This window comes from Micromonospora sp. NPDC048839, assembly GCF_040649915.1.
Taxonomy (GTDB): domain Bacteria; phylum Actinomycetota; class Actinomycetes; order Mycobacteriales; family Micromonosporaceae; genus Micromonospora.
The window spans coordinates 246,163-266,338 of the sequence record NZ_JBEZGL010000010.1 but is presented as its reverse complement, the minus strand read 5'-3'; the positions used below and the strand labels follow the sequence as shown (position 1 = coordinate 266,338).

The following is a 20,176-nucleotide window of genomic DNA, read 5'->3' as shown; positions in this document are numbered from 1 at the left end:
TCACGTGGCCGCCGCGCCTTGCACAGCGGCTTCTGCTCCCACCCGTTCCGGCCATGCGTCTACACAAGCCCCGGCGGGCGCTGCTGCCCAGCGCGGCAACGGCGCAGAACTGATGCATCCCCATTGCGTCGCACGGTGTGAGCTGGGTGAATGGACCGTGACGGATGGAGGCGAAGGGAGGCGGTACGTGGCGGACAGGCGTCGGCACCGGCTTGCGCAGCGCCGCAAGACGATCGGTCTGAGCCAGGAACGCCTCGCCGAAGCCCTCGGCGTCGACCGCTCCACCATCGTGCGGTGGGAACGGGCGGAGACTGACCCGCAGCCCTGGCACCGGCCGCGCCTTGCCACGGCCCTCAAGCTGTCGATCGAGGAACTGGCCGAGCTTTTGGCCGACGTCGGCCAGGCGCCGTCACTGCCCGACGAGCGTCTCGGCTACGTGCTGCGCAACCCCGGCCGCGTCGACCTGATCGCTGTGGCGCACCTACGGGAGCGCGTACGGCGCCTCGACGAGCGCTACGACCAGATGCCCTCGACGCTCCTGCTCGCCGAGGCCGGGCAACTACACGGTCAGGCAATCTTCCTTCGCCAGCACGCCCGCAACGGGCCGGTTCAGCGCGAGCTGGCGGCAGCAGTCGCCGAGTCCGCGACGTTGATGGGTCAACTTGTCTGGGACGCCTCGCAGCGGCGTGACCATGTCGCCAGCGCCGCGTACTTCGACCAGGCGATCAGCGCGGCCCAGGAAACGCGAGACCCGGTGACCGAGGCCAACGCGTTGCTCCGCAAGAGCTACCTCGCCCTCTACGGCACCAAGCAACCCAACGCCGGTCTTGTCCTGACGACCCGCGCCGCCGCCGTGAGCCACAGCGACAGTCACGTCATCGCCGGCCTCGCCGAACTGCATCGGGCTGAGGCACACGCGATGCTCGGTCAGGCCGGGGACTGCTCCGACGCTCTCGGTACCGCTGAAGGTCACTTCGCCGCCGTCGACGCCCGAGATCCAGCCACCGACATCTTCTGCCCCAGCCACTACACGAGGCTCGCGGGATCCTGCTGGCTCTCCCTCAACAAGCCAGACCAAGCCGTACCAGCGTTGGAAGACGCCCGACAACTGATCGCCGCCCGCCGCAAGTCCACCGCCGTCATCCTCGGCAATCTTGCCCTCGCCAGCATCCTCCAACGCGACGTCGACGCCGCAACGACCTACCTGCACCAGGCCATCGACGTCATCGAGCGGACCCGTGCCGGCGGCGGACTCAACCTCGCCTTCGCCGCCGCCCGGCAGCTACGCCCATGGCGCAACGAGCCCTCGGTCCAGGACGTGAACGACCGACTCCTCACCCTCATGAGCCCATAGGAGCACCAACGTGACCGACATCGACCGCGCCAAACACGCCGTTCGACAGCACGTATGGGACCTCCTCGAACGTCAAGGTGCCGCCCCATCCGGCGTGCACGGTCACATCCCCGACTTCGTCGGCAAGGAGGAGGCCGCAGCCCACCTCGCCGAGTTGGACGTCTGGAAGAACGCCCGAACCATCAAATGCAACCCCGACCGGGCACAACTTCCCGTCCGGGTACGTGCTCTGCAGGAAGGCAAGCTGCTCTACATGGCGGTCCCGAGACTCGCCACCCCAAAGCCCTTCTATCTGCTCGACCCCACCAACCTCACCGCACCGATCGAGACCGCGGCTACCAGTAGCGGCGCACCCCAGGTCGCTCCCACCGTGGGACCCGACGAGATGCGTCCGGTGGACCTCATCGTCTGCGGCAGCGTCGCGGTCAGTCGCCACAGCGGCGTGCGGGTCGGCAAGGGCGCCGGCTACTCCGACCTGGAGATCGCCCTCCTCACCGAGGCCGGACTCGTCACCACCGAGACCGCCATCGCCACCACGATCCACCAGACCCAACTCTTGGATGACGAGCTGCCCGATGCGGACCATGACTTCAGCGTCGACTTCGCGATCACGCCGAACGAGGTAGTGGCTTGCAGACCCGAGCGGGGACGGCCGTCCGGCATCATCGGATCAAAGCTTCATCAAGATCAGCTCGACAGCATTCCCATACTGCGCACCTAGCGACTGTCGCCACAGGACGATAGAAGGCCAGGGGCCTTCTCGCTAACGAGGCTCGCGCCCGGCAAGCCCAATGGGCGGCGTACCGCAAGTGGCAGGCGAAGCTGGCCGACAGCCCCTCCGACGCCGAGATGGCGGCCTGGCTGGAACACGACCGCAAGGTCCTGGTCGACCAGGCCATGAGGCAATTCCAACTGCACCCCAGTCAAGTCATCGCGCACGCATTCATCGAGGCACCCGGCCGTGCCTGCAAGCGGGCTCGCTATCCCCGTGGCCCCTGGCGATACTCCCGGTATCAGCTCCTGCTCTTCCTGCTCACCCAGGATGGTGTGCGGCAGGTCGACATCGAACTGGACTTCGAGCTGACCACGAGCCGGATCACCCAACGCCTCAACTACCGCTTCGACGCCGTCGCCGCCGTACGGATCGAAGGGGCCGCCGGACAGCAGCAGACCTTCAAGCTGACGCTCTTCAACGGCGACCCGGTTTCGGTGCAGGTGAGCGTGCCAGATGGCGAGACCGACCCACATGAGGATGATCCGACAAAGATCACCGAGCTGTCACAGGACGCGTCCGGACTCAGCCATACCCTGCACGTCCTGGAGGGGATCGCGGCTGAAGGCAAGCAGTGGGTGAGGCACCACCGCCGCCGCGCCGATGAGAAAATTGCCAGCCTCGCAAGTGCTGTTCGGCACGTGAGCGACTGACGACGACTCGTCTCCGGGAATTGCGGCGGGCGCTGGTGCCCGTTCGCCGCGTCGTTCCTAACCAAGCTCGGCGAAGGTGACGTCGCCTGGACCGTTGCCAGCCTAGGTCTCGCCGCCGCCAACACCAGCCACGATCATCTCGTGACCGGCTCACTCAGCCACCCTGGCGCGCACTTGATGGCGTCCATCGGCGAATACTGGTCGAACCCGTCCTCGCTGGTGCCGGAACTCGACGCCAACACCCAAGGGAACACGAAAAGGCCCCGACCCGATATGAACCACCAGCTCAGGGCCTATCTCGTTGATGCGCCGCCAGGGACTCGGACCCCGGACCCGCGGATTGAGAGGCGGCATTGATCAGTGCTCTCCCGCTCCTTCAGTCTCACCGGTCCACGCGCTGCCTGGCTTTGCCCGTTTGAGCCAAACCGACGTATCCCCAGTCCACTCTGAGCGAGCCGGTCCGTGGCGGCCGAGCACCCAGGGAGCACCACCGTGACGCGCCTCGGGTGGGCTGTCGGCGTGGCGTCGTCCGTTGATGCGGAGCGACGTGCCGGGTGTATGCACCTGGCCTTACCCGGGCCAGTTGGCCAGGTAGTCGTCAAACGGAACATCGTCAGGCCGCTTGCCGCCGATCTCGACGTAACCGTCGAGGTCCCGGTCGTACGGTGGGCCGACCAGGATCGGCATCTCGTGCGTGGAGTGGCGGGCCAGAAACCGCCACGCCGCCCGGTTGAGCACCGGCTGCCGGGAGTTGGCCGGAGTCTCCGGACCACCACGGTGGAAGAACAGCACCCGACCATCGGCGTCGCGCACCGCCTGCCCCAGGCAGAGCCGTTCCCGACAACGGAAACACGCCAGGTAGCCGACCTTCGACACATCCCAGCCGCTATCCGGGTAGTCGGCGAAATCGTCCTCTGGCCAGGCGGCAAGATAATCGCTGAACTCGATATCACCGGCCTCGTCACCGCCGATCATGGCCGGCGGCCCAGGCGGCTCCCACATCTCGTCGTACTCCAACTGAGAGTCGTAGATCACTTGCAACTGGTGACCGACGTGCTCAGCGAGGATCTTCCACAACGCCCCCGACATCTCCCGCGACTGACTGTGCTTTGGCGTACTCGGGTGTGCGTAGGCGAAGTAGATGATGTCGTCCCACGAGTTACGCACCGGCTTGCCGAGGACAAGCTGGACCCGTCGGCAGAGGCAGAACAAGGTGGCGTCAATTCCCACAGGTCGTCCCCGATCAGCCCGGCACGCCCATGCCACGCGCGCCCGGCATCCACAAGCCCAGCGGCCTTCCGTCCGGAGACCGGAACGCCACCCACATGTTCTGGTAGGCCGCCAGCCGTGCATCGGAGCGGTTGCCCCAGAAGCTTTTCATCATGCCCTCCACGGCCGCCGCGTCGACACCGGGCGCTACCTGGACCAGCAGCTCTCCGTCGTATTTCATGGTGGGCGCCGCCGCGCGGAGTCGGTTCGGAAACTGGTTGGGTTTGCCGGCGAACGTCTTGATCTGGCGTCCCAGCACCAGCTTGCCCGACGCATCGTAGAACAACACGTCGAATCCCTGGACGTTGTCCCCGGCCACCTTCGGCGTCGTCCCGGCAGGACCGTAAAGGGCAAGCTCCGCGTTCTTTCGCGTCAGTGCCGGGCCGGCCTGCTTGGAGTGCTCGGCAACCAGGGAGTCGATCGCCACCTGCAGGTCGGCACCGGAAAGCGCGAGCACTCCTCCGCAGCCGCCACACGCCGCATACGCACGCCGGGTATTGCGGGCAAGTACCTCGACGGGATTGACCGGCGCGGCCTCGGGCTCAACCGAGGCAGCCACCTCGCTGGCCGCCGGCGCGGCGGTCGCTGGCGATGGGCTCGGTCCGGCTGGCGGTTGTGTGCCGCCATCCGTGCCGCACCCGGCCAGCACAACCGACAACACCACCGCAAGAAACGCACTCGCCCCCGTGCGCGATGACATGTGAACCTCCCCCGCCGCCAAGAGCCCAGCCAACATCCATCGATCCATGTGTCGGAACACGAGGCAGCATGACCAACATGGACGGAGCCAACGACGGTTCTCTCCTCAACGCGGCAGCCGCGCCCGCCCCTGACTCAGCACATCGGATCTAGGACACAGTTGAACGTCGGCGAACGACCGTCGGTCGAGCAATGTCCGACTGCGCTAACGGCACCTGGAGTGGTGAGGCGTTAACCCTCGGCGTCGACCTCGCAGCGGGGACAAGCGCACAGCGATGGCCGCGGTCGAATGGCTGCCGGACCGCGCCATAGTGCCGGACCTGGTCCTCGACGTCAGCGACGCCGGCATCATCGAGGCCAGCGAGCACGCCGACAAGGTCGGACTGGACTGCCCGCTCGGCTGGCCGGAGCTTTTCGTAGCGCTCGTGCGTGCCCACGAAGTCGTCCGCGAGGAGACGGGCATCATCCCGCTGAGCGTGGCCGCGGACCGCATCGCCCATGCCGCCTTCCGCGGCGCCGGACTGCTGGCGATGTTCGCCGCTGCCAGGCACGACGTGGACCGTTGCCGCGGCGGCCGCGCCATCAGTGAAGGTGTTCCCGCAGCTGCCGGCGCAGCGAGTACGCGGCCCATCCCGCAGCTCGGTCACGAAGCTGGTCGCCCACGGCTGCTGGCCCAGCGCGGTGCCACAGACTCGAAATGGTGACTTCGATGCCGGCCATATCCCGCCGCACCGGCAACCACCGACCGGCGTCCTAAAGCAGCCCGCCGCGTCCCACCGGGACCACCCCGGTCCATCGGCTCCCGAGCACCTACCGAGCCGCCACCACCCAGACGCAGACACGAAAAAAGGCTCCGACCCGGTGTGAACCACCAGGTCGGAGCCTTGATCGATGGTGCGCCGCCAGGGACTCGAACCCCGAACCGGCGGATTAAGAGATCGCGGTGCGGGGACGGGCCGAGCCGGTTACGCGCCGCGCAGGGTCGCGCCGAGCCGTTCCGCCGCGACGGCGACCGCCGCATCCCGTGCCGCGACCGCCTCCTCGACGGTCAGCGTCCGGTCCGGCGCCCGGAAGGTCAGTTTGTACGCCAACGACCGGCGACCCTCGCCGAGCTGCGTCCCGGAGTAGACGTCGAACAGCCGCACGTCCTCCAACAGCTCACCGGCGCCCGCCTCCAGCGCCCGGCGCACCTGCTCCGCCGGCACCGAGTCGTCCACGACCAGGGCCACGTCGATGAGCGCCGGCGGGAAGCCGGACACCGTCGGCGCGGGCGTCACCGGGGTCGCCGGCAGCGCGTCGAGGTCCAGCTCCATCGCGCAGGTGCGCCGGGGCAGTTCCAGCGCCGCGACCACCACCGGGTGCAGTTCACCGGCGTGCCCGACGACCGTGTCGTCGACCCGCAGTTCGGCGCAGCGACCGGGGTGCCACGGCGCGTACTCGGCCGCGCGCACCTCGACCCGCTCGTCGGGGATCCCGGCGGCGGCCAGCACGTCCCGGGCCGCCTCGATCGCGTCCGCCCAGCCGGCCGGTCGACCCGCACCCCACCAGCCGGCCGGGTCGAGGTCGCCGGCGAGCACCACCGCGACGTGCACCGGCTGCGCCGGCACCACCGCGTCGGCGGCCGCGAACTCCGCGTCGGTGGGCCGCCGGTCCACGCCCATCGCGGGCGGGCTGCCGGCACCGACGCGCGGGTGGAAGACCGCGCCGATCTCGTAGAGGGCGAGGTCGCGGTGACCCCGGCCGAGGTTGCGCTTGAGGATGCCGAGCAGCGGGCCGAGCAGCGTGGTGCGCAGCAGCGGCTCCTCCTCGGACAGCGGGTTGGCCAGCCGCACCGCGGGTCGGCGCGCGTCGTCGGCGGGCAGGCCCAGCTGATCCGCCAGCTCCGGCGACACGAACGGGTGCGCGAGCACCTCCACGTACCCCCGCTCAGCGAGGGACCCGGCGACGGCCCGGCGGCGACGCTGCCGCGGGGTCAGGCCGCGGCCGGGGGGCGCGGTCGGCAGCACCGACGGGACCTTGTCGTACCCGTCGAGGCGGACCACCTCCTCGACCAGGTCGGCCGGGTCGGTCAGGTCGGGCCGCCAGGTCGGCGGGGTGACGCTCAGCGCCGCCCCGGCGCCGCTGGCCATGCCGAGAGCGCCCGGGTCCTCGAACAACCGGTCGTCGCCCTGCGCGACGGTGCAGCCCACCCGCTCCAGCAGGGCGACCACCCGCGCCGGCGGGTACTCGACCCCGACCCGCCGGGTCGGCAGGTCCGCCGGCAGCGTGATCGGGGTACGCGGACGGACGTGGTCGATGTCCAGGATCTCCGCGCTCGGGGTGCCGCCGCCGTGCTCGGTGAGCAGCCGAACGGCACGGTCCAGCGCGACCAACGCCACGGCCGGGTCGACGCCCCGCTCCCAGCGCTTCGCGGCCTCGCTGAACAGCTTGTGCCGGCGGGCCGTGCGCCCGACCATGGCGGGGTCCCAGTGGGCGGCCTCGAAGAGCACGTTCGTGGTGCCGCCGGTGTCGACCTCGCTGGTCTCGCCGCCCATCACCGCGGCCAGGGAGATGGGGCCGGTGTCGTCGCAGATGACCATGTCGTCGGCGGTGAGCACACGCTTGACCCCGTCCAGGGTGGTCAGCTTCTCCCCCGCCTCGGCACGGCGAACCACCAGCGGCCCGGCGATCCGGTCGGCGTCGAACGCGTGCATCGGCTGGCCCAGTTCCAGCATCACGTAGTTGGTGATGTCGACGGGCAGCGAGATGCTGCGGATGCCGGCGGTGACGAGTCGCTGGGCCATCCAGGACGGGGTGGGCGCGTTCGGGTCGACGCCGCGGACCAGGCGGGCGGTGTACCTGTCGCAGCCGACCGTGTCGCGGACCTCCACCGGGTACGCCGGCGTCTCGGTGCCGCCCGGCGCCGGCGTCAGGGCCGGGTCGTGCAGCGGCACGTCGAAGGCGTGCGACAGCTCCCGGGCCAGGCCGCGCAGGCTCAGCGCGTACCCCCGGTCGGGGGTGATCTCCAGGTCGAACACGACGTCGTCGAGGCCGACCACCGGGCGCGCGTCGTCGCCCGGCTTGGCCGTCACCTCCGGCCCCAGCACGATGATGCCGGAGTGGTCGTCGCCCAGACCCAACTCCTTCGCCGAGCAGATCATGCCCGCCGAGTTGTGCCCGTACGTCTTGCGGGCGCCGATCGCGAACCCGCCGGGCAGCACACCGCCGGGCAGGATCACCACGACCCGGTCACCGACGGCGAAGTTGCGCGCCCCGCAGACGATCTCCTGCGGCTCGCCGGTGCCGTTGGCGGCGCCCACGTCGACCCGGCAGAAGCGGATCGGCTTCTTGAAGCCGGTGAGTTCCTCGATCTCACGCACCTCGCCGACGACGAGCTGACCGGTGACGGTCTCGGTCAGGTCCACGGCGGACTCGACCTCGATGCCGAGGTCGACCAGGGCCTGCTCCAGGTCACCGGTGGGCAGGTCGGCGGGGAGATCGACGTACTCCCGGAGCCAACTGACAGAAACTCGCATGACGTCAGACCACCGTTCCCGTGTCTCGTACCCGCATCGCCTACGCCCCGGTCCCGAGCGCGCGGCTGAACCGCACGTCGCCCTCGAAGAGATGGCGGATGTCGCTGACCCCGTGCCGGACCATCAGGGTCCGGTCGATGCCCATCCCGAACGCGAAGCCGGAGTAGACCTCCGGGTCGACGCCGCAGGCGCGCAGCACCCGCGGGTTGACCATCCCGCAGCCACCCCACTCGACCCACTGCGGGCCGTCGCGGTGCTCCGGGAACCACACGTCGAACTCCGCCGACGGCTCGGTGAACGGGAAGTAGTGCGGCCGCCACCGGGTCTTCGCCTCCGGACCGAACATCGCCCGGGCGAAGTGGTCGAGTGTGCCCCGCAGGTGCGCCATCGTGATGCCCTTGTCGACCACCAGGCCCTCGGCCTGGTGGAACACCGGGCTGTGGGTGGCGTCGATCTCGTCGGTGCGGTAGACGCGGCCGGGCACGATCACGTAGATCGGCGGCTTCCGACTGAGCATGGTGCGGGTCTGCACCGTGGAGGTGTGCGTCCGCAGCACCAGCCCGGACCCCTCCGGCGCGATGTGGAAGGTGTCCATCAACCCGCGCGCCGGGTGGTCGGCAGGGATGTTCAACGCGTCGAAGTTGACCCACTCCAGGTCGACCTCGGGACCCTCGGCCACCTCGTAGCCCATCCCGACGAACAGGTCGCTTATCGACTCCATCAGGACGCTCAGCGGGTGCCGGGCTCCCCGCGGACGCCTGTCGTAGGGCAGGGTAACGTCCACCCGCTCCTCGACCAGCACCCGCTCGGCCTGCTCACGCTCCAGCACCTCGGCGCGGTCGGCGTACGCGGTCTCGATCGCCCGGCGGGCCTCGTTGACCCGCTTACCGGCGTCGGACTTCGCGGCCGGCGGCAACGCGCCGATCTCGCGGCGCGCCAGGGAGACCGGCGACCGGTCCCCCAGGTGCACCGAGCGCAGCGCGGTCAACGCGTCCGGGTCGGCGGCGGCCGTGAACGCCTTCGTGGCGTCCGCGACAGCCTCGTCCAGGGCGGCGGGGTCGAGCAGGGCGACCTGCTTCGGGTCGTACGGATCGTTTCGGTAGCTCATGGCGTACGGGCACTCCCTCACGGCGGCGCCAGCCCTCACCGGGGCGGCTAGGCGAGTCTACGGACGCGCGGCTTCGCCGCAGCCCGCCGGTAGGAGTTGTGCAGGGAGCAGGTCAGGCCCGCCGCCCGCCGACGCCGGCGGGCTGGCTAAACGAACGCCGTGTCGCGTTCATGGGCGGACGCTCTCCCCTGCTGTCAGTCGCGCCGGGCACGATCACCTCAGCGCTGTGCTCTCGCTGAAGCGTACAGGCACACCGCCGCCGCGGCAGCCAGGTTGAGGCTCTCCGCGCGCCCGTACAGCGGCACCCGCACCGTGGTGTCGGCGGCGGCGGTCAGCTCCTCGGGCAGGCCGTGCGCCTCCGAGCCGAACAACCAGGCGGTGGGCCCGACGAGCCGACCGTAGTCGGTCAGGTCGTCCAGGTCGTTGTCGCCGTACCCCGTGGTGGCGAAGATCGACAGCCCGGCGGCGCGCAGCGCGTCGACCACCGTGACCGGGTCCGGCGCGCGGACCACATCGACGTGGAAGAGGCTGCCGGCCGACGCCCGCACGCACTTGCCGTTGTACGGGTCGACGGCGTCGCCGGCGAAGATCACCGCACCCGCGCCGGCCGCGTCGGCGGTGCGCAGCACCGTGCCGGCATTGCCGGGGTCGCGGATCTCGGCGAGGACCGCCACCAGCCGGGGCGCATTCGCGAGGGCCTGCTCCAACGACACGTCCAGGTGTTGGCAGACCGCGACCAGCCCCTGTGGGGCGACGGTCTCGGTCAGGGCCGCGAGGGCGTCGTCGGTGATCTCGGAGACGGGCACGTCGGCGCGGGCCGCCGTGGCGGCCAACTCCGGGTGCCGGTCGAGCGCGGCGGGCGTACCGAACAGCTCGGTGACCACCCCCGGCCGCGCCAGAGCCTCGCGGACCGCCTGCGGTCCCTCGGCCAGGAACCGGCCGGTGGCGTCGCGGTCGCGCCGGCGCTGCAACCGCCGAGCGGCGACAACCCTGGGGGTACGCGGGGTGAAGGCCATGATGTGCGTTCCTCCGACACGATTGAGGCGCCCCCCGGACGGCGGTGCCGACACGGGAGACGCCTCGCTCTGGTGCGTGGGGATCAGGCGGCCTGAGCCGCCGCGCCGCCGGTGCCCTCGGCCGTGACCGCGGCCCGGGCCAGCTCCACGATCGCCGCGAAGGAAGCGGCGTCGTTGACAGCCATGTCGGCCAGGATCTTGCGGTCGACCTCGATGCCAGCCAGACGCAGGCCCTGGATCAGACGGTTGTAGGTCATCCCGTTGGCCCGGGCGCCCGCGTTGATCCGCTGAATCCACAGCTGCCGGAAGTCGCCCTTGCGGTCGCGACGGTCCCGGTAGGCGTACTGCATCGAGTGCAGCACCTGCTCCTTGGCCTTGCGGTACAGGCGGGAGCGCTGACCGCGGTAACCGCTCGCGGTCTCCAGCAGGGTACGACGCTTCTTCTGGGCGTTTACAGCCCGCTTGACGCGTGCCATCTCAACTCCTTAAAACGTAAAGGTGGCGCGCGTCAGCGGCCGAGCAGCTTCTTGATGCGCTTGACGTCAGCCTTGGCCACCTCGACCGTGCCGGTCAACCGGCGGGTACGGGTGGAAGACTTGCCTTCCAGCAGGTGGCGCTTGCCGGCCTGCTCGGCCACGATCTTGCCACGGCCGGTCACCTTGACCCGCTTGCCCATACCCGTGTGGCTCTTCATCTTCGGCATGTGGAACGTCTTCTCCCCTGTTACTCGCCGCTTGTGTCGGCGGCGAGGCCGGTGTCACCGGCAGTTGCGGTCTCGCCGGCCGTTGCGGTCTCGCCGACCGCCGCGGTCTCATCGGCTGCCGGAGCGGCGGACTCGTCCGCTGCCCGGTCCCGAGGTGCACCGCGGGACGCCGTGGCGGCGACCGCGGAGGCCTTCACGGCCCGAAGCGGAGCGAGAACCATGATCATGTTTCGGCCGTCCTGCTTGGGGGCGGCCTCGACGTATCCCAGGTCCGTGATCTCGGATTCGAGCCGGCGCAGGAGCCGGTAACCCAGCTCCGGGCGACTCTGCTCGCGACCACGGAACATGATCGTCACCTTGACCTTGTCGCCCGCCTTGAGGAACCGCACCACGTGACCCTTCTTGGTCTCGTAGTCGTGCGGGTCGATCTTCGGCCGAAGCTTCATTTCCTTGATGACGGTCTGCTGCTGGTTACGCCGCGCTTCGCGCGCCTTGAGTGCGCTCTCATACTTGAACTTGCCGAAGTCCATGAGCTTGCACACCGGCGGGCGCGCCATCGGCGCAACCTCGACCAGGTCCAGATCGACGTCCGCGGCCAGCTGAAGGGCGCGCTCCAGCGGGACGATGCCCACCTGCTCACCCTCGGGGCCGACCAGTCGGACCTCACGTGCCCGGATCTGCTCGTTCACGCGTGGTTCGACGCTGATGGGGCCTCCTCGAGTCGTTTCTGCTCAGGTAACCGACCCCGGCGGCTCCCAGGTGGGAACCGACCTGGAAAGCAGAAGGCCCCGGCGCATGCCAGGGCCCGCTCGACCGGTCGGTGCGATCACAGGATCACACGTCCGGTGCCGGGACGTGCCCGGAACCGGTGACCGGACCCGGCCACCGTAGCGGCGACTCGGGTGGGAGCAGGCGCTCCGCTTTCAAGGCTGCCTGCTCGCATGCGGAGACAGCCCGGTCGACTCGATAACACTACACCCGCGCCCCGGCTGGCCCCAAACCGGGCACACCCCAGCCACGCTGGGCCTACCCGCCCGCCCCGCCCGCGTACTGCCGGGCGCTCGACCCCGCCCGGCCCGCGCACGGCGGGCGCTCAGCCGCGCCCCGTCCGGGTACGGCGGATGCTCGGCGCCCGTCCCCCCGCGCGGGGCGCTCGGCCCGCCCTGCCCGCGCACGGGGCACGGGGCACTGCGCACGGGGCACGGGGCACTGCGCACGGGGCACGGGGCACTGCGCACGGGGCACGGGGTACTGCGCACGGGGCACTGCGCACGCGGCACGGCGCACGCGGCACGGCGCACGCGGCACGGCGCACGCGGCACGGCGCACGCGGCACGGCGCACGCGGCACGGCGCACGGCGCACGGCGCGTCAAGATCCGAGCAACATCGGCGATAGTGCTACCTCCGGCGGGCGTGAGGCAGCAGTTTCGGTGTTGTTGCGCGGATCTTGGACAGCTGGGGGTCGGGTCAGCGGGTCAGCGGCCGCCGGCACGCTCGGCGAGACGGGCCTGGTGCGCCTCGTGCAGTCGCCGCAGCGCGCGGACCCCGTCGACGGCCAGCTCCTTGTCGGCGGCCTGCAGGGCGACCATCGGCAGGAGATCGTCGTCGTGCAGCTCCAGGCTGGCCCACGGGGCGCCCCGGTCGAAACGGACTCCCCGGACAACCTCCCAGGGCAGCTCGTAGGAGCTGATGACGTTGCGGACCCGAATGCCACGAGCGTCCGCCTCTACCCGTGGACGGGTGAACAGCAGAAAGCCCAGCGCGCCGAAGATGCCCAGGCCGATCATGGCGATCTGGTCGCCACGTTGGAAGCTGCCGTAACCGTCGCCGGTCGGCCCACTCAGCGAGGTGGCGACCAGGCCGAACACGACCACCAGCGCGACCGCCGCCGACCAGCAGACCACGCGGATGCGGCGGGGCTTCAGGTGGACCAGTTCGGTGTCACTCACCCCACCAGTCTGCCATCCGCACCCGCCCGTCGAGCGCACCGCCCGCGCAAGCCGCACCGCCCGCGCAAGCCACACCGCCCCGCGCAAGCCACACCGCCCCGCGCAAGATCGTGCTCGATCCGGGATGTAGTGGCATCGGTGGCGCTGGAGGCCACTACATCAATGATCGAGCGTGATCTTGCGCAGGACGGCACCGCGCGGACGGCACCGCGCGGACGGCACCGCGCGGACGGCGCCCTACCGTGGCGGGCCGAGCGGTGGATGCCGACGGTCAGAGGCGACAGGCGTGGATGTTGGTGACGAGGATGGCGCGGGCGCCCAGCTCGTACAGCTCGTCCATGATGCGGTGGACGTCCTCACGGAGGACCATCGCCTGCACCGCCACCCACCCCTCGCGGTGCAGCGGCGACACCGTGGGCGACTCGATGCCGGGGGTGAGCCCGCTGGCCCGTTCCAGCAGACCGGCCGGCACGTCGTAGGCGAGCATCACGTAGCGGCGGGCGACCAGCACACCGTGCAGGCGACGCAGCAGCTGCGCGGCCTGCGGGTGGGCCGGCGCGGCGGCGCGGCGGACCAGCACCGCCGAGGAGCGCAGCAGCGGCTCACCGAACACCACGAGGCCCGCCTGACGCAGGGTGGCGCCGGTCTCCACGACGTCCGCGATCACGTCGGCGACGCCGAGGCGTACGGCGTTCTCCACCGCGCCGTCGAGGCGGATCACGTCGGCCTTGACGCCCACCTCGCCGAGGTGCCGCTCGACCAGCCCGGGGTACGCGGTGGCGATCCGGTGCCCGCCCAGGTCCCGCACGGAGGCGATGTCGTCGGGGCGGGCGGCGAAGCGGAAGGTGGCCTGCCCGAAGGCGAGGTCGACGACCTCCTCCGCCGGCGCGGCCGAGTCGATCAGCAGGTCCCGGCCGGTGATCCCGAGGTCGAGGTCACCGGACCCGACGTAGGTGGCGATGTCCTTGGGGCGCAGGTAGAAGAATTCGACGTCGTTGGCCTCGTCGCGGCAGACGAGGTCCTTGGGGTCGGTGCGCTGGCGGTAGCCCGCCTCACGCAGCATCTGGGCGGCCGGCTCGGCCAGGGTGCCCTTGTTGGGAATGGCGACACGCAGCATGACGGGAGTGCTCCTTCGATCCGGATGGCGATCAACGGGTGGGGATGCACTCACAGATGTCGGTAGACGTCCTTGAGGTCGAGACCACTGGCGAGCATGAGCACCTGGACCTGGTAGAGCAGTTGGGAGATCTCCTCGGCGGTGCGCTCCGGCCCCTCGTGCTCGGCGGCCATCCACGACTCGGCCGCCTCCTCGACGACCTTCTTGCCGATGAAGTGCACGCCCTTCTCCAGAGCGGCGACGGTGCCCGAGCCCGGGGTGCCGGCGGCGGCCTTGGCCTGCAGCTCGGCGAACAACTCCTCGAACGTCTTCACGGTGGACGATTCTTCCAGCCACCGGGGCGGCACCCCGCGTCCGGGTCCGCCGAAATCCAGCAAGCGGACAATTCCCTATCAACATGGTGGGATAAAACCCCAAGCAGGCCGGTCGATACCTCTACGCTGTCGGCCATGGCCAGCAGCTCACGTCTCCTCGCGCTCACCCTCGCCGGTGCCGTCGTCGTCGCCACCGCCGGATGCGCGCCCCAGAAGGAGCCAACCCCCACTGTCACCGCACCGTCCTGCGCCAAGGACAGCCTGCCCACGCGGACACCGGGCAAGCTCACCATCGCCACCGACCAGCCCGCCTACGAGCCGTGGTTCGCCAAGGACAAGCCGGACAACGGCGAGGGCTTCGAATCCGCCGTCGCGTACGCGGTGGCCGAGAAGCTCGGCTACGCCCGCGCGGACGTCGCCTGGACCCGGGTCAAGTTCGACACCGCCATCGCACCCGGGCCGAAGGCCTTCGACTTCGACATCAACCAGTTCTCCATCACCGACGAGCGCAAGCGGGCGGTCGACTTCTCCGCGCCGTACTACCTGGTCCGGCAGACCGTGATCGCCTTGAAGTCGTCCAAGATCGCCGGCCGGAAGTCGCTGGCGGAACTCCGTGACGCCCGGCTCGGCGCCCAGGTCGGCACCACCAGCCACCAGGCGATCGTCGACGTGCTCAAGCCGACCAGCAAACCCCAGGTCTACAACAGCAACGACGACGCCAAGAAGGCCCTGCAGAACGGGCAGATCGACGGTCTGGTGGTGGACCTGCCGACCGCCTTCTACATCACCGGCGCGGAGCTCACCGACGCGACGATCGTCGGGCAGGTGCCGCAGGTCGGCGCGCCCGAGGCCTTCGGGTTGCTGCTGGACAAGAACTCGCCACTGACCCCCTGCGTCACCGGCGCGGTCGGTCAACTCACCGAGGCGGGCACGCTCAAGCAGCTGGAGGAGAAGTGGCTCGCGCAGGTCGCGGGGGCGGCCGAGCTGCGGTGACCCTGCGCGAACACGTTCCCTCCGAGGCGCAGCGGCGGCGGTCGGCGTACCGGCATCGGCAGACGGTCCACAGCGTGCTGGTCGCGGCCGGCTCCACGGCGGCGCTCGGCACGCTGCTGGTCGTCGCGCTGACCGGCGCGCCCGGCTGGGACCGGGTCCGGCAGTCGTTCCTGGACCCGGCGATCGCCCGGGACGCGCTGCCGGCGGTGCTCGGCGGGCTCTGGCTCAACGTCCGACTGCTGGTCTGCTGTGCCGTCGGCGCGCTGGTGCTCGGGCTGGTGATCGCGGTGCTGCGGACGTTGCGCGGCCCGATCTTCTTTCCGGTCCGGGCGCTGGCCGCCGGCTACACCTACACCTTCCGCGGTCTGCCGCTGATCATCGTGCTGTACGTGCTCACCCTCGGCGTGCCCGGCCTGCGCCTGCAGGGCATGCCGCCGGCGCTGGTGCTCGGCGGGCTCGCGCTGGTCCTCACCTATGGCGGATACCTCGCCGAGGTGTTCCGGGCCGGCATCGAGTCGGTGCATCCCAGCCAGCTCGCCGCGGCCCGTTCGCTGGGCCTGACGTACCGGCAGACCATGCGGCACGTGGTCCTGCCGCAGGCCGTCCGCCGGGTGGCGCCACCCCTGCTCAACGACGTGGTGGCGTTGCAGAAGGACGTCGGGCTGGTCTCGCTCGCCGGGCCGATCGACGCGGTCCGGGCCGCCCAGATCGCCACCGCCCAGACCTTCAACTACACGCCGTACATCGTGGCGGGAGTGCTCTTCGTGCTGCTCGCGATCCCGTTGATCGCGGTCACCGACTGGGTGACGCTGCGGGCGGCCCGCCGACAGTCGGGAGGCTGACCATGGCTGTGCTGCGGTGCCGGGGCCTGCGCAAGGAGTTCGCCGGTCAGGTCGTGCTCGACCAGCTCGACCTGACGGTCGCCGAGCATCAGGTGGTCGCGCTGATCGGCGCCTCCGGCTCGGGCAAGTCCACCCTGCTGCGCTGTGTGAACCTGCTGGAGGAGCTCGACGACGGCACCATCGAGTTGGACGGGGAGGACATCTCCGATCCCCGGGTGGACCCGGACCGGGTCCGCCGGCGGATCGGGATGGTGTTCCAGGCGTACAACCTGTTCCCGCACCTGAGCGTGTTGGACAACATCACCCTCGCGCCGCGGCGCGTACACCGGCGGGATCGTGCGGCGGCGGAGGCGCAGGCCCGGGAGTTGCTCGACCGGGTGGGTCTGGGCGCCCGGGCGGACGCCTACCCGGATCGGCTCTCCGGCGGGCAGCAGCAGCGGGTGGCGATCGTCCGGGCGCTGGCGAACTCACCTCGACTGATGCTGCTCGACGAGATCACCTCCGCGCTGGACCCGGAACTCGTCGGCGAGGTGCTGGCGATGATCCGGGACCTGAAGGCCGACGGCATGACGATGGTGCTGGCCACCCACGAGATGGGCTTCGCCCGGGAGGTCGCCGACCAGGTCTGCTTCCTCGACGCCGGGCGGGTCGTCGAGAGCGGCCCGCCGGAGCAGGTGTTCGGCGAGCCGACCCAGCCGCGGACCCGGCAGTTCCTGCACCGGATCATCGAAGCCGGTCGTCTCTGAAGGCCCGCCCCCAGAGACGACCGGGGCGGCACGGGCGTCAGCCGCTGAAGCCGACCCGCTGGGCGTTGCCCGCCGCGACGGTTCGCACGGCGAGCGCCGCGTCGAGCGCGGCCACCGTGGCGGCCCAGCCCTTGTCCTCGGCCGAGCCGGGCAGACCGGCCCGGTCGCGGGCCTGCTCGATGGTCTCCACGGTCAGCACCCCGTGCGCCACCGGCTTGCCCTCGTCCAGCGCCACGCGGGTCAGCCCGTCGGTCACCGAGCGGCAGACATAGTCGAAGTGGGCGGTGGAGCCGCGCACCACCACGCCGAGCGCGACCACCACGTCACAGCGACGCGCGAGGGCCTGCGCCACCACCGGCAACTCGACCGACCCGGCGACCCGGGCGACGACCGAACGCGCCCCGCACGCCTCGGCGGCGGCCACGGCCCGCTCCAGCATGTGGTCGGTCAGGTCACCGTGCCACCGGGCTGCCACGATCCCGACGGTCAGCCCCGCGGCGTCCACCGCGTCGACTCCCGGCTCACCGAAACCCGCCATCGTCATGCTCCGATCTCGTCGTTGGCGACCGGGCGCCCCAGTGGCGCCTCGGACACCTCGTCCAACTCGTCCAGCAGGTGACCCATCCGGTCCCGCTTGGTGCGCAGGTAGCGCAGGTTCTCCGGGTGCGCGCCGGCCGGCAGCCCCTCCCGGCCGGTGATGGTCAACCCGTACCCTTCCAGCCCGGCCCGCTTGGCCGGGTTGTTGGTCAGCAGGCGCATCGAGCGCACGCCGAGGTCGTAGAGGATCTGGGCGCCGGTGCCGTAGTCGCGGGCGTCCGCCGGCAGGCCCAGGTCGAGGTTGGCGTCGACGGTGTCGCGGCCGGCGTCCTGCAACTGGTACGCCTGCAGCTTGTGCAACAGCCCGATGCCGCGCCCCTCGTGTCCGCGGACGTAGAGAACCACGCCCCGGCCCTCGCGGCCCACCCGGGCCAACGCGGCGTCCAACTGCGGCCCGCAGTCGCAGCGCAGCGAGCCGAACACGTCACCGGTCAGGCACTCCGAGTGCACCCGCACCAGCACGTCCTGGCCGTCGCCGAGGTCACCCAGCACCATGGCGACGTGTTCGGCCGGATCGTGCTCGGCGCGGTAGCCGAGCGCCCGGAACACCCCGTGCCGGGTGGGCATGCGGGCGTCCGCGACCAGTTCGACCTGCTTCTCGGTACGCCGCCGGTAGGCGACCAGGTCGGCGATGGTGATCAGCATGAGGCCGTGCTCGGCGCAGAACTTCTCCAGGTCCGGCACCCGCATCATGGTGCCGTCGTCGTTGACCAGCTCGCAGAGCACGCCCGCCGGGCGCAGACCGGCGAGCCGGGTCAGGTCGATCCCCGCCTCGGTGTGCCCGGGTCGCCGCAGCACCCCGCCCTCACGGGCGCGCAGCGGCACCACGTGGCCGGGCCGGGCCAGGTCGGTCGGGTCGGTCGCCGCCGAGGCGAGCAGCCGGCTGGTGTGCGCGCGGTCGGCCGCCGAGATGCCGGTGCTGACCCCCTCCCGGGCGTCCACGGTCACCGTGTACGCGGTGCCGCGCCGGTCCTGGTTGGTGTGGTGCATCGGCGGCAGGTCGAGGCGGTCGGCCTCGCTCTCGGTCAACGCCACGCAGACGTACCCGGAGGTGTAGCGCACCATGAACGCCATCAGCTCCGGCGTGGCCAGCTCGGCCGCGAAGATCAGGTCGCCCTCGTTCTCCCGGTCGGCGTCGTCGACCACGACGACCGGCCGGCCGGCGGCGATCTCCGCGATCGCCTGCTCGATGCTCCCAAAACTGGTCACGCGACGGCCTCCCGGTAGATGGGCGTGCGGGCGAGGGCCGCAGCGCGCGAGGTGCGCCACCAGGCGGCGAAGCCCCAGGCGCAGATGGCGCCGTAGACCAGGTACATGACCGCCGACGGATAGAAGCCGCCGCGCAGCAGCAGCGGCACGCCGACGGCGTCCACCGCGATCCACAGCAGCCAGAACTCCACCCAGCCACGGGCCATGCCGTAGGTGGCCAGCAGGCTGCCGGTGAGGATCCAGGCGTCGGGCAGCGGACCCCACGAGCCCAGTGCCTTGAGCACCGGGTACGCCGCGGCGGTGCCGACCACCGCGGCCAGCAGCAGCATCAGCCGCTCCCGCCCGGTGGCCCACCGCGGGACGACCGCCGCCTGACCGGCGTCGGCGCGACGGTTCGACTGCCAGCGCCACCAGCCGTAGACGCTGACGGCGAAGAAGAACACCTGCCGGCCGGCCTGCCCGTACAGGTCGTGCTCCTGCGGGGTGGCGAACACCCCGCCGAGGAAGACGGTGAGCAGCAGCGCGTTACCGACCATGCCGACCGGCCACGCCCAGACCAGCCGGCGCAGCCCGAGCAGCGCGGAGACCAGCCCGAAGGCGTTGCCGACGATCTCCCGGGCCAGCACCGGCGAGCCGGCCACCTGCACCTGGGCGTCCAACAGCCAGCTGAGCGGACCCATCAGGCCACCTCGCCCAGGGTCGAGGCCGTCGCGGGAGCGTCGGTGAGCCGGTCGCCGAGCAGCCGCTCGACGTACTTGGCCAGCACGTCGACCTCCAGGTTGACCGGGTCGCCGACACCCTTGGCGCCGAGCGTGGTCATTGTGAGCGTGGTCGGGATCAACCCGACGGCGAACTCGTCCGCGCCCACCTCGGCCACGGTCAGCGAGACGCCGTCGATGGTGATCGAACCCTTCTCCACCACGTACCGGGACAGCGCGGCGGGCAGGCGGAACCGGACGGTCTCCCAGTGCTCGGCCGGCTCCCGGGAGGTCAGCTCGCCGACGCCGTCGACGTGGCCCTGCACCAGGTGCCCGCCGAGCCGGCTGCCGAGGGCGGCGGCCCGCTCCAGGTTGACCGGGTCGCCGACGTTCAACGCGCCCAGCGCGGAGCGGCGCAGCGTCTCCCCCATCACGTCGGCGGTGAAGACCCCGTCGGTGACGTCCACGACGGTCAGGCAGACGCCGTTGACCGCGATGGAGTCGCCGTGCCGGGCATCGGACGTGACGAGCGGACCGCGCACGGCGACAAGCGCGGAATCGCCCGCCGTCGCCGTGACCCGGACGATCTCGCCCAACTCCTCGATAATGCCGGTGAACATG

At 70.8% G+C, this 20,176-nt stretch carries 22 protein-coding genes; 7 read left to right on the top strand and 15 right to left on the bottom strand.

The window, feature by feature from the left end; translation table 11 throughout:
* The first annotated feature begins 187 nt into the window (after positions 1-187).
* The 3 genes from AB0C25_RS21020 to AB0C25_RS21010 all read left to right on the top strand — a co-directional run bounded on the left by AB0C25_RS21020 (position 188) and on the right by AB0C25_RS21010 (position 2,779).
* Positions 188-1,354: a helix-turn-helix domain-containing protein gene (locus AB0C25_RS21020; protein ID WP_357375508.1), complete on the top strand. Its 1,167-nt coding sequence runs from the start codon at positions 188-190 to the stop codon at positions 1,352-1,354.
* A 10-nt stretch (positions 1,355-1,364) separates the two neighbouring features.
* Positions 1,365-2,075, top strand: a complete 711-nt coding sequence (locus AB0C25_RS21015) for a 5-formyltetrahydrofolate cyclo-ligase (RefSeq protein ID WP_357375506.1) — start codon at positions 1,365-1,367, stop codon at positions 2,073-2,075.
* A gap of 128 nt (positions 2,076-2,203) precedes the next feature.
* Positions 2,204-2,779 (top strand): hypothetical protein, encoded by a 576-nt coding sequence (locus AB0C25_RS21010; RefSeq protein ID WP_357375504.1) that lies wholly within the window; start codon positions 2,204-2,206, stop codon positions 2,777-2,779.
* Between the two features lie 570 nt (positions 2,780-3,349).
* Here AB0C25_RS21010 and AB0C25_RS21005 read toward each other — a convergent pair.
* Entirely contained in the window at positions 3,350-4,009 is a 660-nt protein-coding gene (locus AB0C25_RS21005) for a hypothetical protein (protein ID WP_357375502.1), read from the bottom strand.
* Positions 4,010-4,022: 13 nt separating this feature from the next.
* Positions 4,023-4,748 carry a hypothetical protein gene (locus AB0C25_RS21000; protein ID WP_357375500.1) on the bottom strand — a complete coding sequence of 242 codons (726 nt, stop codon included), beginning with the start codon at positions 4,746-4,748 and terminating at the stop codon, positions 4,023-4,025.
* 274 nt (positions 4,749-5,022) lie between these two features.
* On the opposite strand from AB0C25_RS21000, the gene AB0C25_RS20995 reads away from it, so the two are divergent.
* The gene (locus AB0C25_RS20995; RefSeq protein WP_357375499.1) at positions 5,023-5,451 is read left to right on the top strand and encodes a DUF429 domain-containing protein; all 429 of its coding nucleotides are present in this window, start codon (positions 5,023-5,025) and stop codon (positions 5,449-5,451) included.
* Positions 5,452-5,712: 261 nt separating this feature from the next.
* Here AB0C25_RS20995 and pheT read toward each other — a convergent pair whose 3' ends face one another.
* From pheT to AB0C25_RS20950, 9 genes are all read right to left on the bottom strand, one after another.
* Positions 5,713-8,262 (bottom strand): phenylalanine--tRNA ligase subunit beta, encoded by a 2,550-nt coding sequence (gene pheT, locus AB0C25_RS20990; RefSeq protein ID WP_357375496.1) that lies wholly within the window; start codon positions 8,260-8,262, stop codon positions 5,713-5,715.
* A 40-nt stretch (positions 8,263-8,302) separates the two neighbouring features.
* Entirely contained in the window at positions 8,303-9,370 is a 1,068-nt protein-coding gene (pheS, locus tag AB0C25_RS20985) for a phenylalanine--tRNA ligase subunit alpha (RefSeq protein ID WP_357254884.1), read from the bottom strand.
* A gap of 218 nt (positions 9,371-9,588) precedes the next feature.
* Complete coding sequence (locus AB0C25_RS20980) at positions 9,589-10,386, bottom strand: RNA methyltransferase (RefSeq protein WP_357375494.1); 798 nt, start codon at positions 10,384-10,386, stop codon at positions 9,589-9,591.
* 83 nt (positions 10,387-10,469) lie between these two features.
* On the bottom strand, positions 10,470-10,862 hold the full coding sequence (gene rplT / locus AB0C25_RS20975; protein ID WP_007458417.1) for a 50S ribosomal protein L20: 393 nt from the start codon (positions 10,860-10,862) through the stop codon (positions 10,470-10,472).
* A gap of 32 nt (positions 10,863-10,894) precedes the next feature.
* Positions 10,895-11,089 carry a 50S ribosomal protein L35 gene (rpmI, locus tag AB0C25_RS20970; protein WP_110566082.1) on the bottom strand — a complete coding sequence of 65 codons (195 nt, stop codon included), beginning with the start codon at positions 11,087-11,089 and terminating at the stop codon, positions 10,895-10,897.
* A 20-nt stretch (positions 11,090-11,109) separates the two neighbouring features.
* Positions 11,110-11,778 carry a translation initiation factor IF-3 gene (gene infC / locus AB0C25_RS20965; RefSeq protein WP_357375492.1) on the bottom strand — a complete coding sequence of 223 codons (669 nt, stop codon included), beginning with the start codon at positions 11,776-11,778 and terminating at the stop codon, positions 11,110-11,112.
* Between the two features lie 787 nt (positions 11,779-12,565).
* Positions 12,566-13,039, bottom strand: coding sequence for a PH domain-containing protein (locus AB0C25_RS20960; RefSeq protein WP_357375490.1), 474 nt, complete (start codon positions 13,037-13,039; stop codon positions 12,566-12,568).
* A gap of 271 nt (positions 13,040-13,310) precedes the next feature.
* Positions 13,311-14,156, bottom strand: a complete 846-nt coding sequence (gene hisG, locus AB0C25_RS20955; RefSeq protein WP_357375488.1) for an ATP phosphoribosyltransferase — start codon at positions 14,154-14,156, stop codon at positions 13,311-13,313.
* 50 nt (positions 14,157-14,206) lie between these two features.
* Positions 14,207-14,488 carry a phosphoribosyl-ATP diphosphatase gene (locus AB0C25_RS20950; RefSeq protein WP_355030129.1) on the bottom strand — a complete coding sequence of 94 codons (282 nt, stop codon included), beginning with the start codon at positions 14,486-14,488 and terminating at the stop codon, positions 14,207-14,209.
* A 117-nt stretch (positions 14,489-14,605) separates the two neighbouring features.
* Here AB0C25_RS20950 and AB0C25_RS20945 point away from each other — a divergent pair, with 117 nt between their 5' ends.
* The 3 genes from AB0C25_RS20945 to AB0C25_RS20935 are packed head-to-tail and all read left to right on the top strand — an operon-like array spanning position 14,606 to position 17,051.
* Complete coding sequence (locus AB0C25_RS20945) at positions 14,606-15,463, top strand: transporter substrate-binding domain-containing protein (RefSeq protein ID WP_357375486.1); 858 nt, start codon at positions 14,606-14,608, stop codon at positions 15,461-15,463.
* On the top strand, positions 15,460-16,305 hold the full coding sequence (locus tag AB0C25_RS20940; RefSeq protein ID WP_357375484.1) for an amino acid ABC transporter permease: 846 nt from the start codon (positions 15,460-15,462) through the stop codon (positions 16,303-16,305). The genes AB0C25_RS20945 and AB0C25_RS20940 overlap by 4 nt, the downstream gene beginning before the upstream one ends.
* Positions 16,306-16,307: 2 nt before the next feature.
* Positions 16,308-17,051, top strand: coding sequence for an amino acid ABC transporter ATP-binding protein (locus AB0C25_RS20935; RefSeq protein ID WP_357375482.1), 744 nt, complete (start codon positions 16,308-16,310; stop codon positions 17,049-17,051).
* A 37-nt stretch (positions 17,052-17,088) separates the two neighbouring features.
* Here AB0C25_RS20935 and ribH read toward each other — a convergent pair whose 3' ends face one another.
* The 4 genes from ribH to AB0C25_RS20915 are packed head-to-tail and all read right to left on the bottom strand — an operon-like array spanning position 17,089 to position 20,175.
* Positions 17,089-17,589: a 6,7-dimethyl-8-ribityllumazine synthase gene (ribH, locus tag AB0C25_RS20930; protein ID WP_357375587.1), complete on the bottom strand. Its 501-nt coding sequence runs from the start codon at positions 17,587-17,589 to the stop codon at positions 17,089-17,091.
* Between the two features lie 2 nt (positions 17,590-17,591).
* The gene (locus tag AB0C25_RS20925) at positions 17,592-18,857 is read right to left on the bottom strand and encodes a bifunctional 3,4-dihydroxy-2-butanone-4-phosphate synthase/GTP cyclohydrolase II (protein WP_357375480.1); all 1,266 of its coding nucleotides are present in this window, start codon (positions 18,855-18,857) and stop codon (positions 17,592-17,594) included.
* Entirely contained in the window at positions 18,854-19,537 is a 684-nt protein-coding gene (gene pnuC / locus AB0C25_RS20920) for a nicotinamide riboside transporter PnuC (RefSeq protein WP_357375478.1), read from the bottom strand. The genes AB0C25_RS20925 and pnuC overlap by 4 nt, the downstream gene beginning before the upstream one ends.
* A complete protein-coding gene (locus tag AB0C25_RS20915) occupies positions 19,537-20,175 on the bottom strand; it encodes a riboflavin synthase (protein WP_357375476.1) in 639 nt (212 codons plus the stop codon). The genes pnuC and AB0C25_RS20915 overlap by 1 nt, the downstream gene beginning before the upstream one ends.
* Between the last annotated feature and the right edge of the window lies 1 nt (position 20,176).

Bases quoted from the DNA above. Each gene is read 5' to 3' on its own strand.
- AB0C25_RS21010 (WP_357375504.1), top strand. From the start codon at position 2,204: ATGGCGGCCTGGCTGGAACACGACCGCAAGGTCCTGGTCGACCAGGCC.
- AB0C25_RS21000 (WP_357375500.1), bottom strand. From the start codon at position 4,748: ATGTCATCGCGCACGGGGGCGAGTGCGTTTCTTGCGGTGGTGTTGTCG.
- AB0C25_RS20995 (WP_357375499.1), top strand. From the start codon at position 5,023: ATGGCCGCGGTCGAATGGCTGCCGGACCGCGCCATAGTGCCGGACCTG.
- pheT (WP_357375496.1), bottom strand. From the start codon at position 8,262: ATGCGAGTTTCTGTCAGTTGGCTCCGGGAGTACGTCGATCTCCCCGCC.
- pheS (WP_357254884.1), bottom strand. From the start codon at position 9,370: ATGAGCTACCGAAACGATCCGTACGACCCGAAGCAGGTCGCCCTGCTC.
- AB0C25_RS20980 (WP_357375494.1), bottom strand. From the start codon at position 10,386: ATGGCCTTCACCCCGCGTACCCCCAGGGTTGTCGCCGCTCGGCGGTTG.
- rplT (WP_007458417.1), bottom strand. From the start codon at position 10,862: ATGGCACGCGTCAAGCGGGCTGTAAACGCCCAGAAGAAGCGTCGTACC.
- rpmI (WP_110566082.1), bottom strand. From the start codon at position 11,089: ATGCCGAAGATGAAGAGCCACACGGGTATGGGCAAGCGGGTCAAGGTG.
- hisG (WP_357375488.1), bottom strand. From the start codon at position 14,156: ATGCTGCGTGTCGCCATTCCCAACAAGGGCACCCTGGCCGAGCCGGCC.
- AB0C25_RS20945 (WP_357375486.1), top strand. From the start codon at position 14,606: ATGGCCAGCAGCTCACGTCTCCTCGCGCTCACCCTCGCCGGTGCCGTC.
- AB0C25_RS20935 (WP_357375482.1), top strand. From the start codon at position 16,308: ATGGCTGTGCTGCGGTGCCGGGGCCTGCGCAAGGAGTTCGCCGGTCAG.
- ribH (WP_357375587.1), bottom strand. From the start codon at position 17,589: ATGGCGGGTTTCGGTGAGCCGGGAGTCGACGCGGTGGACGCCGCGGGG.
- pnuC (WP_357375478.1), bottom strand. From the start codon at position 19,537: ATGGGTCCGCTCAGCTGGCTGTTGGACGCCCAGGTGCAGGTGGCCGGC.
- AB0C25_RS20915 (WP_357375476.1), bottom strand. From the start codon at position 20,175: ATGTTCACCGGCATTATCGAGGAGTTGGGCGAGATCGTCCGGGTCACG.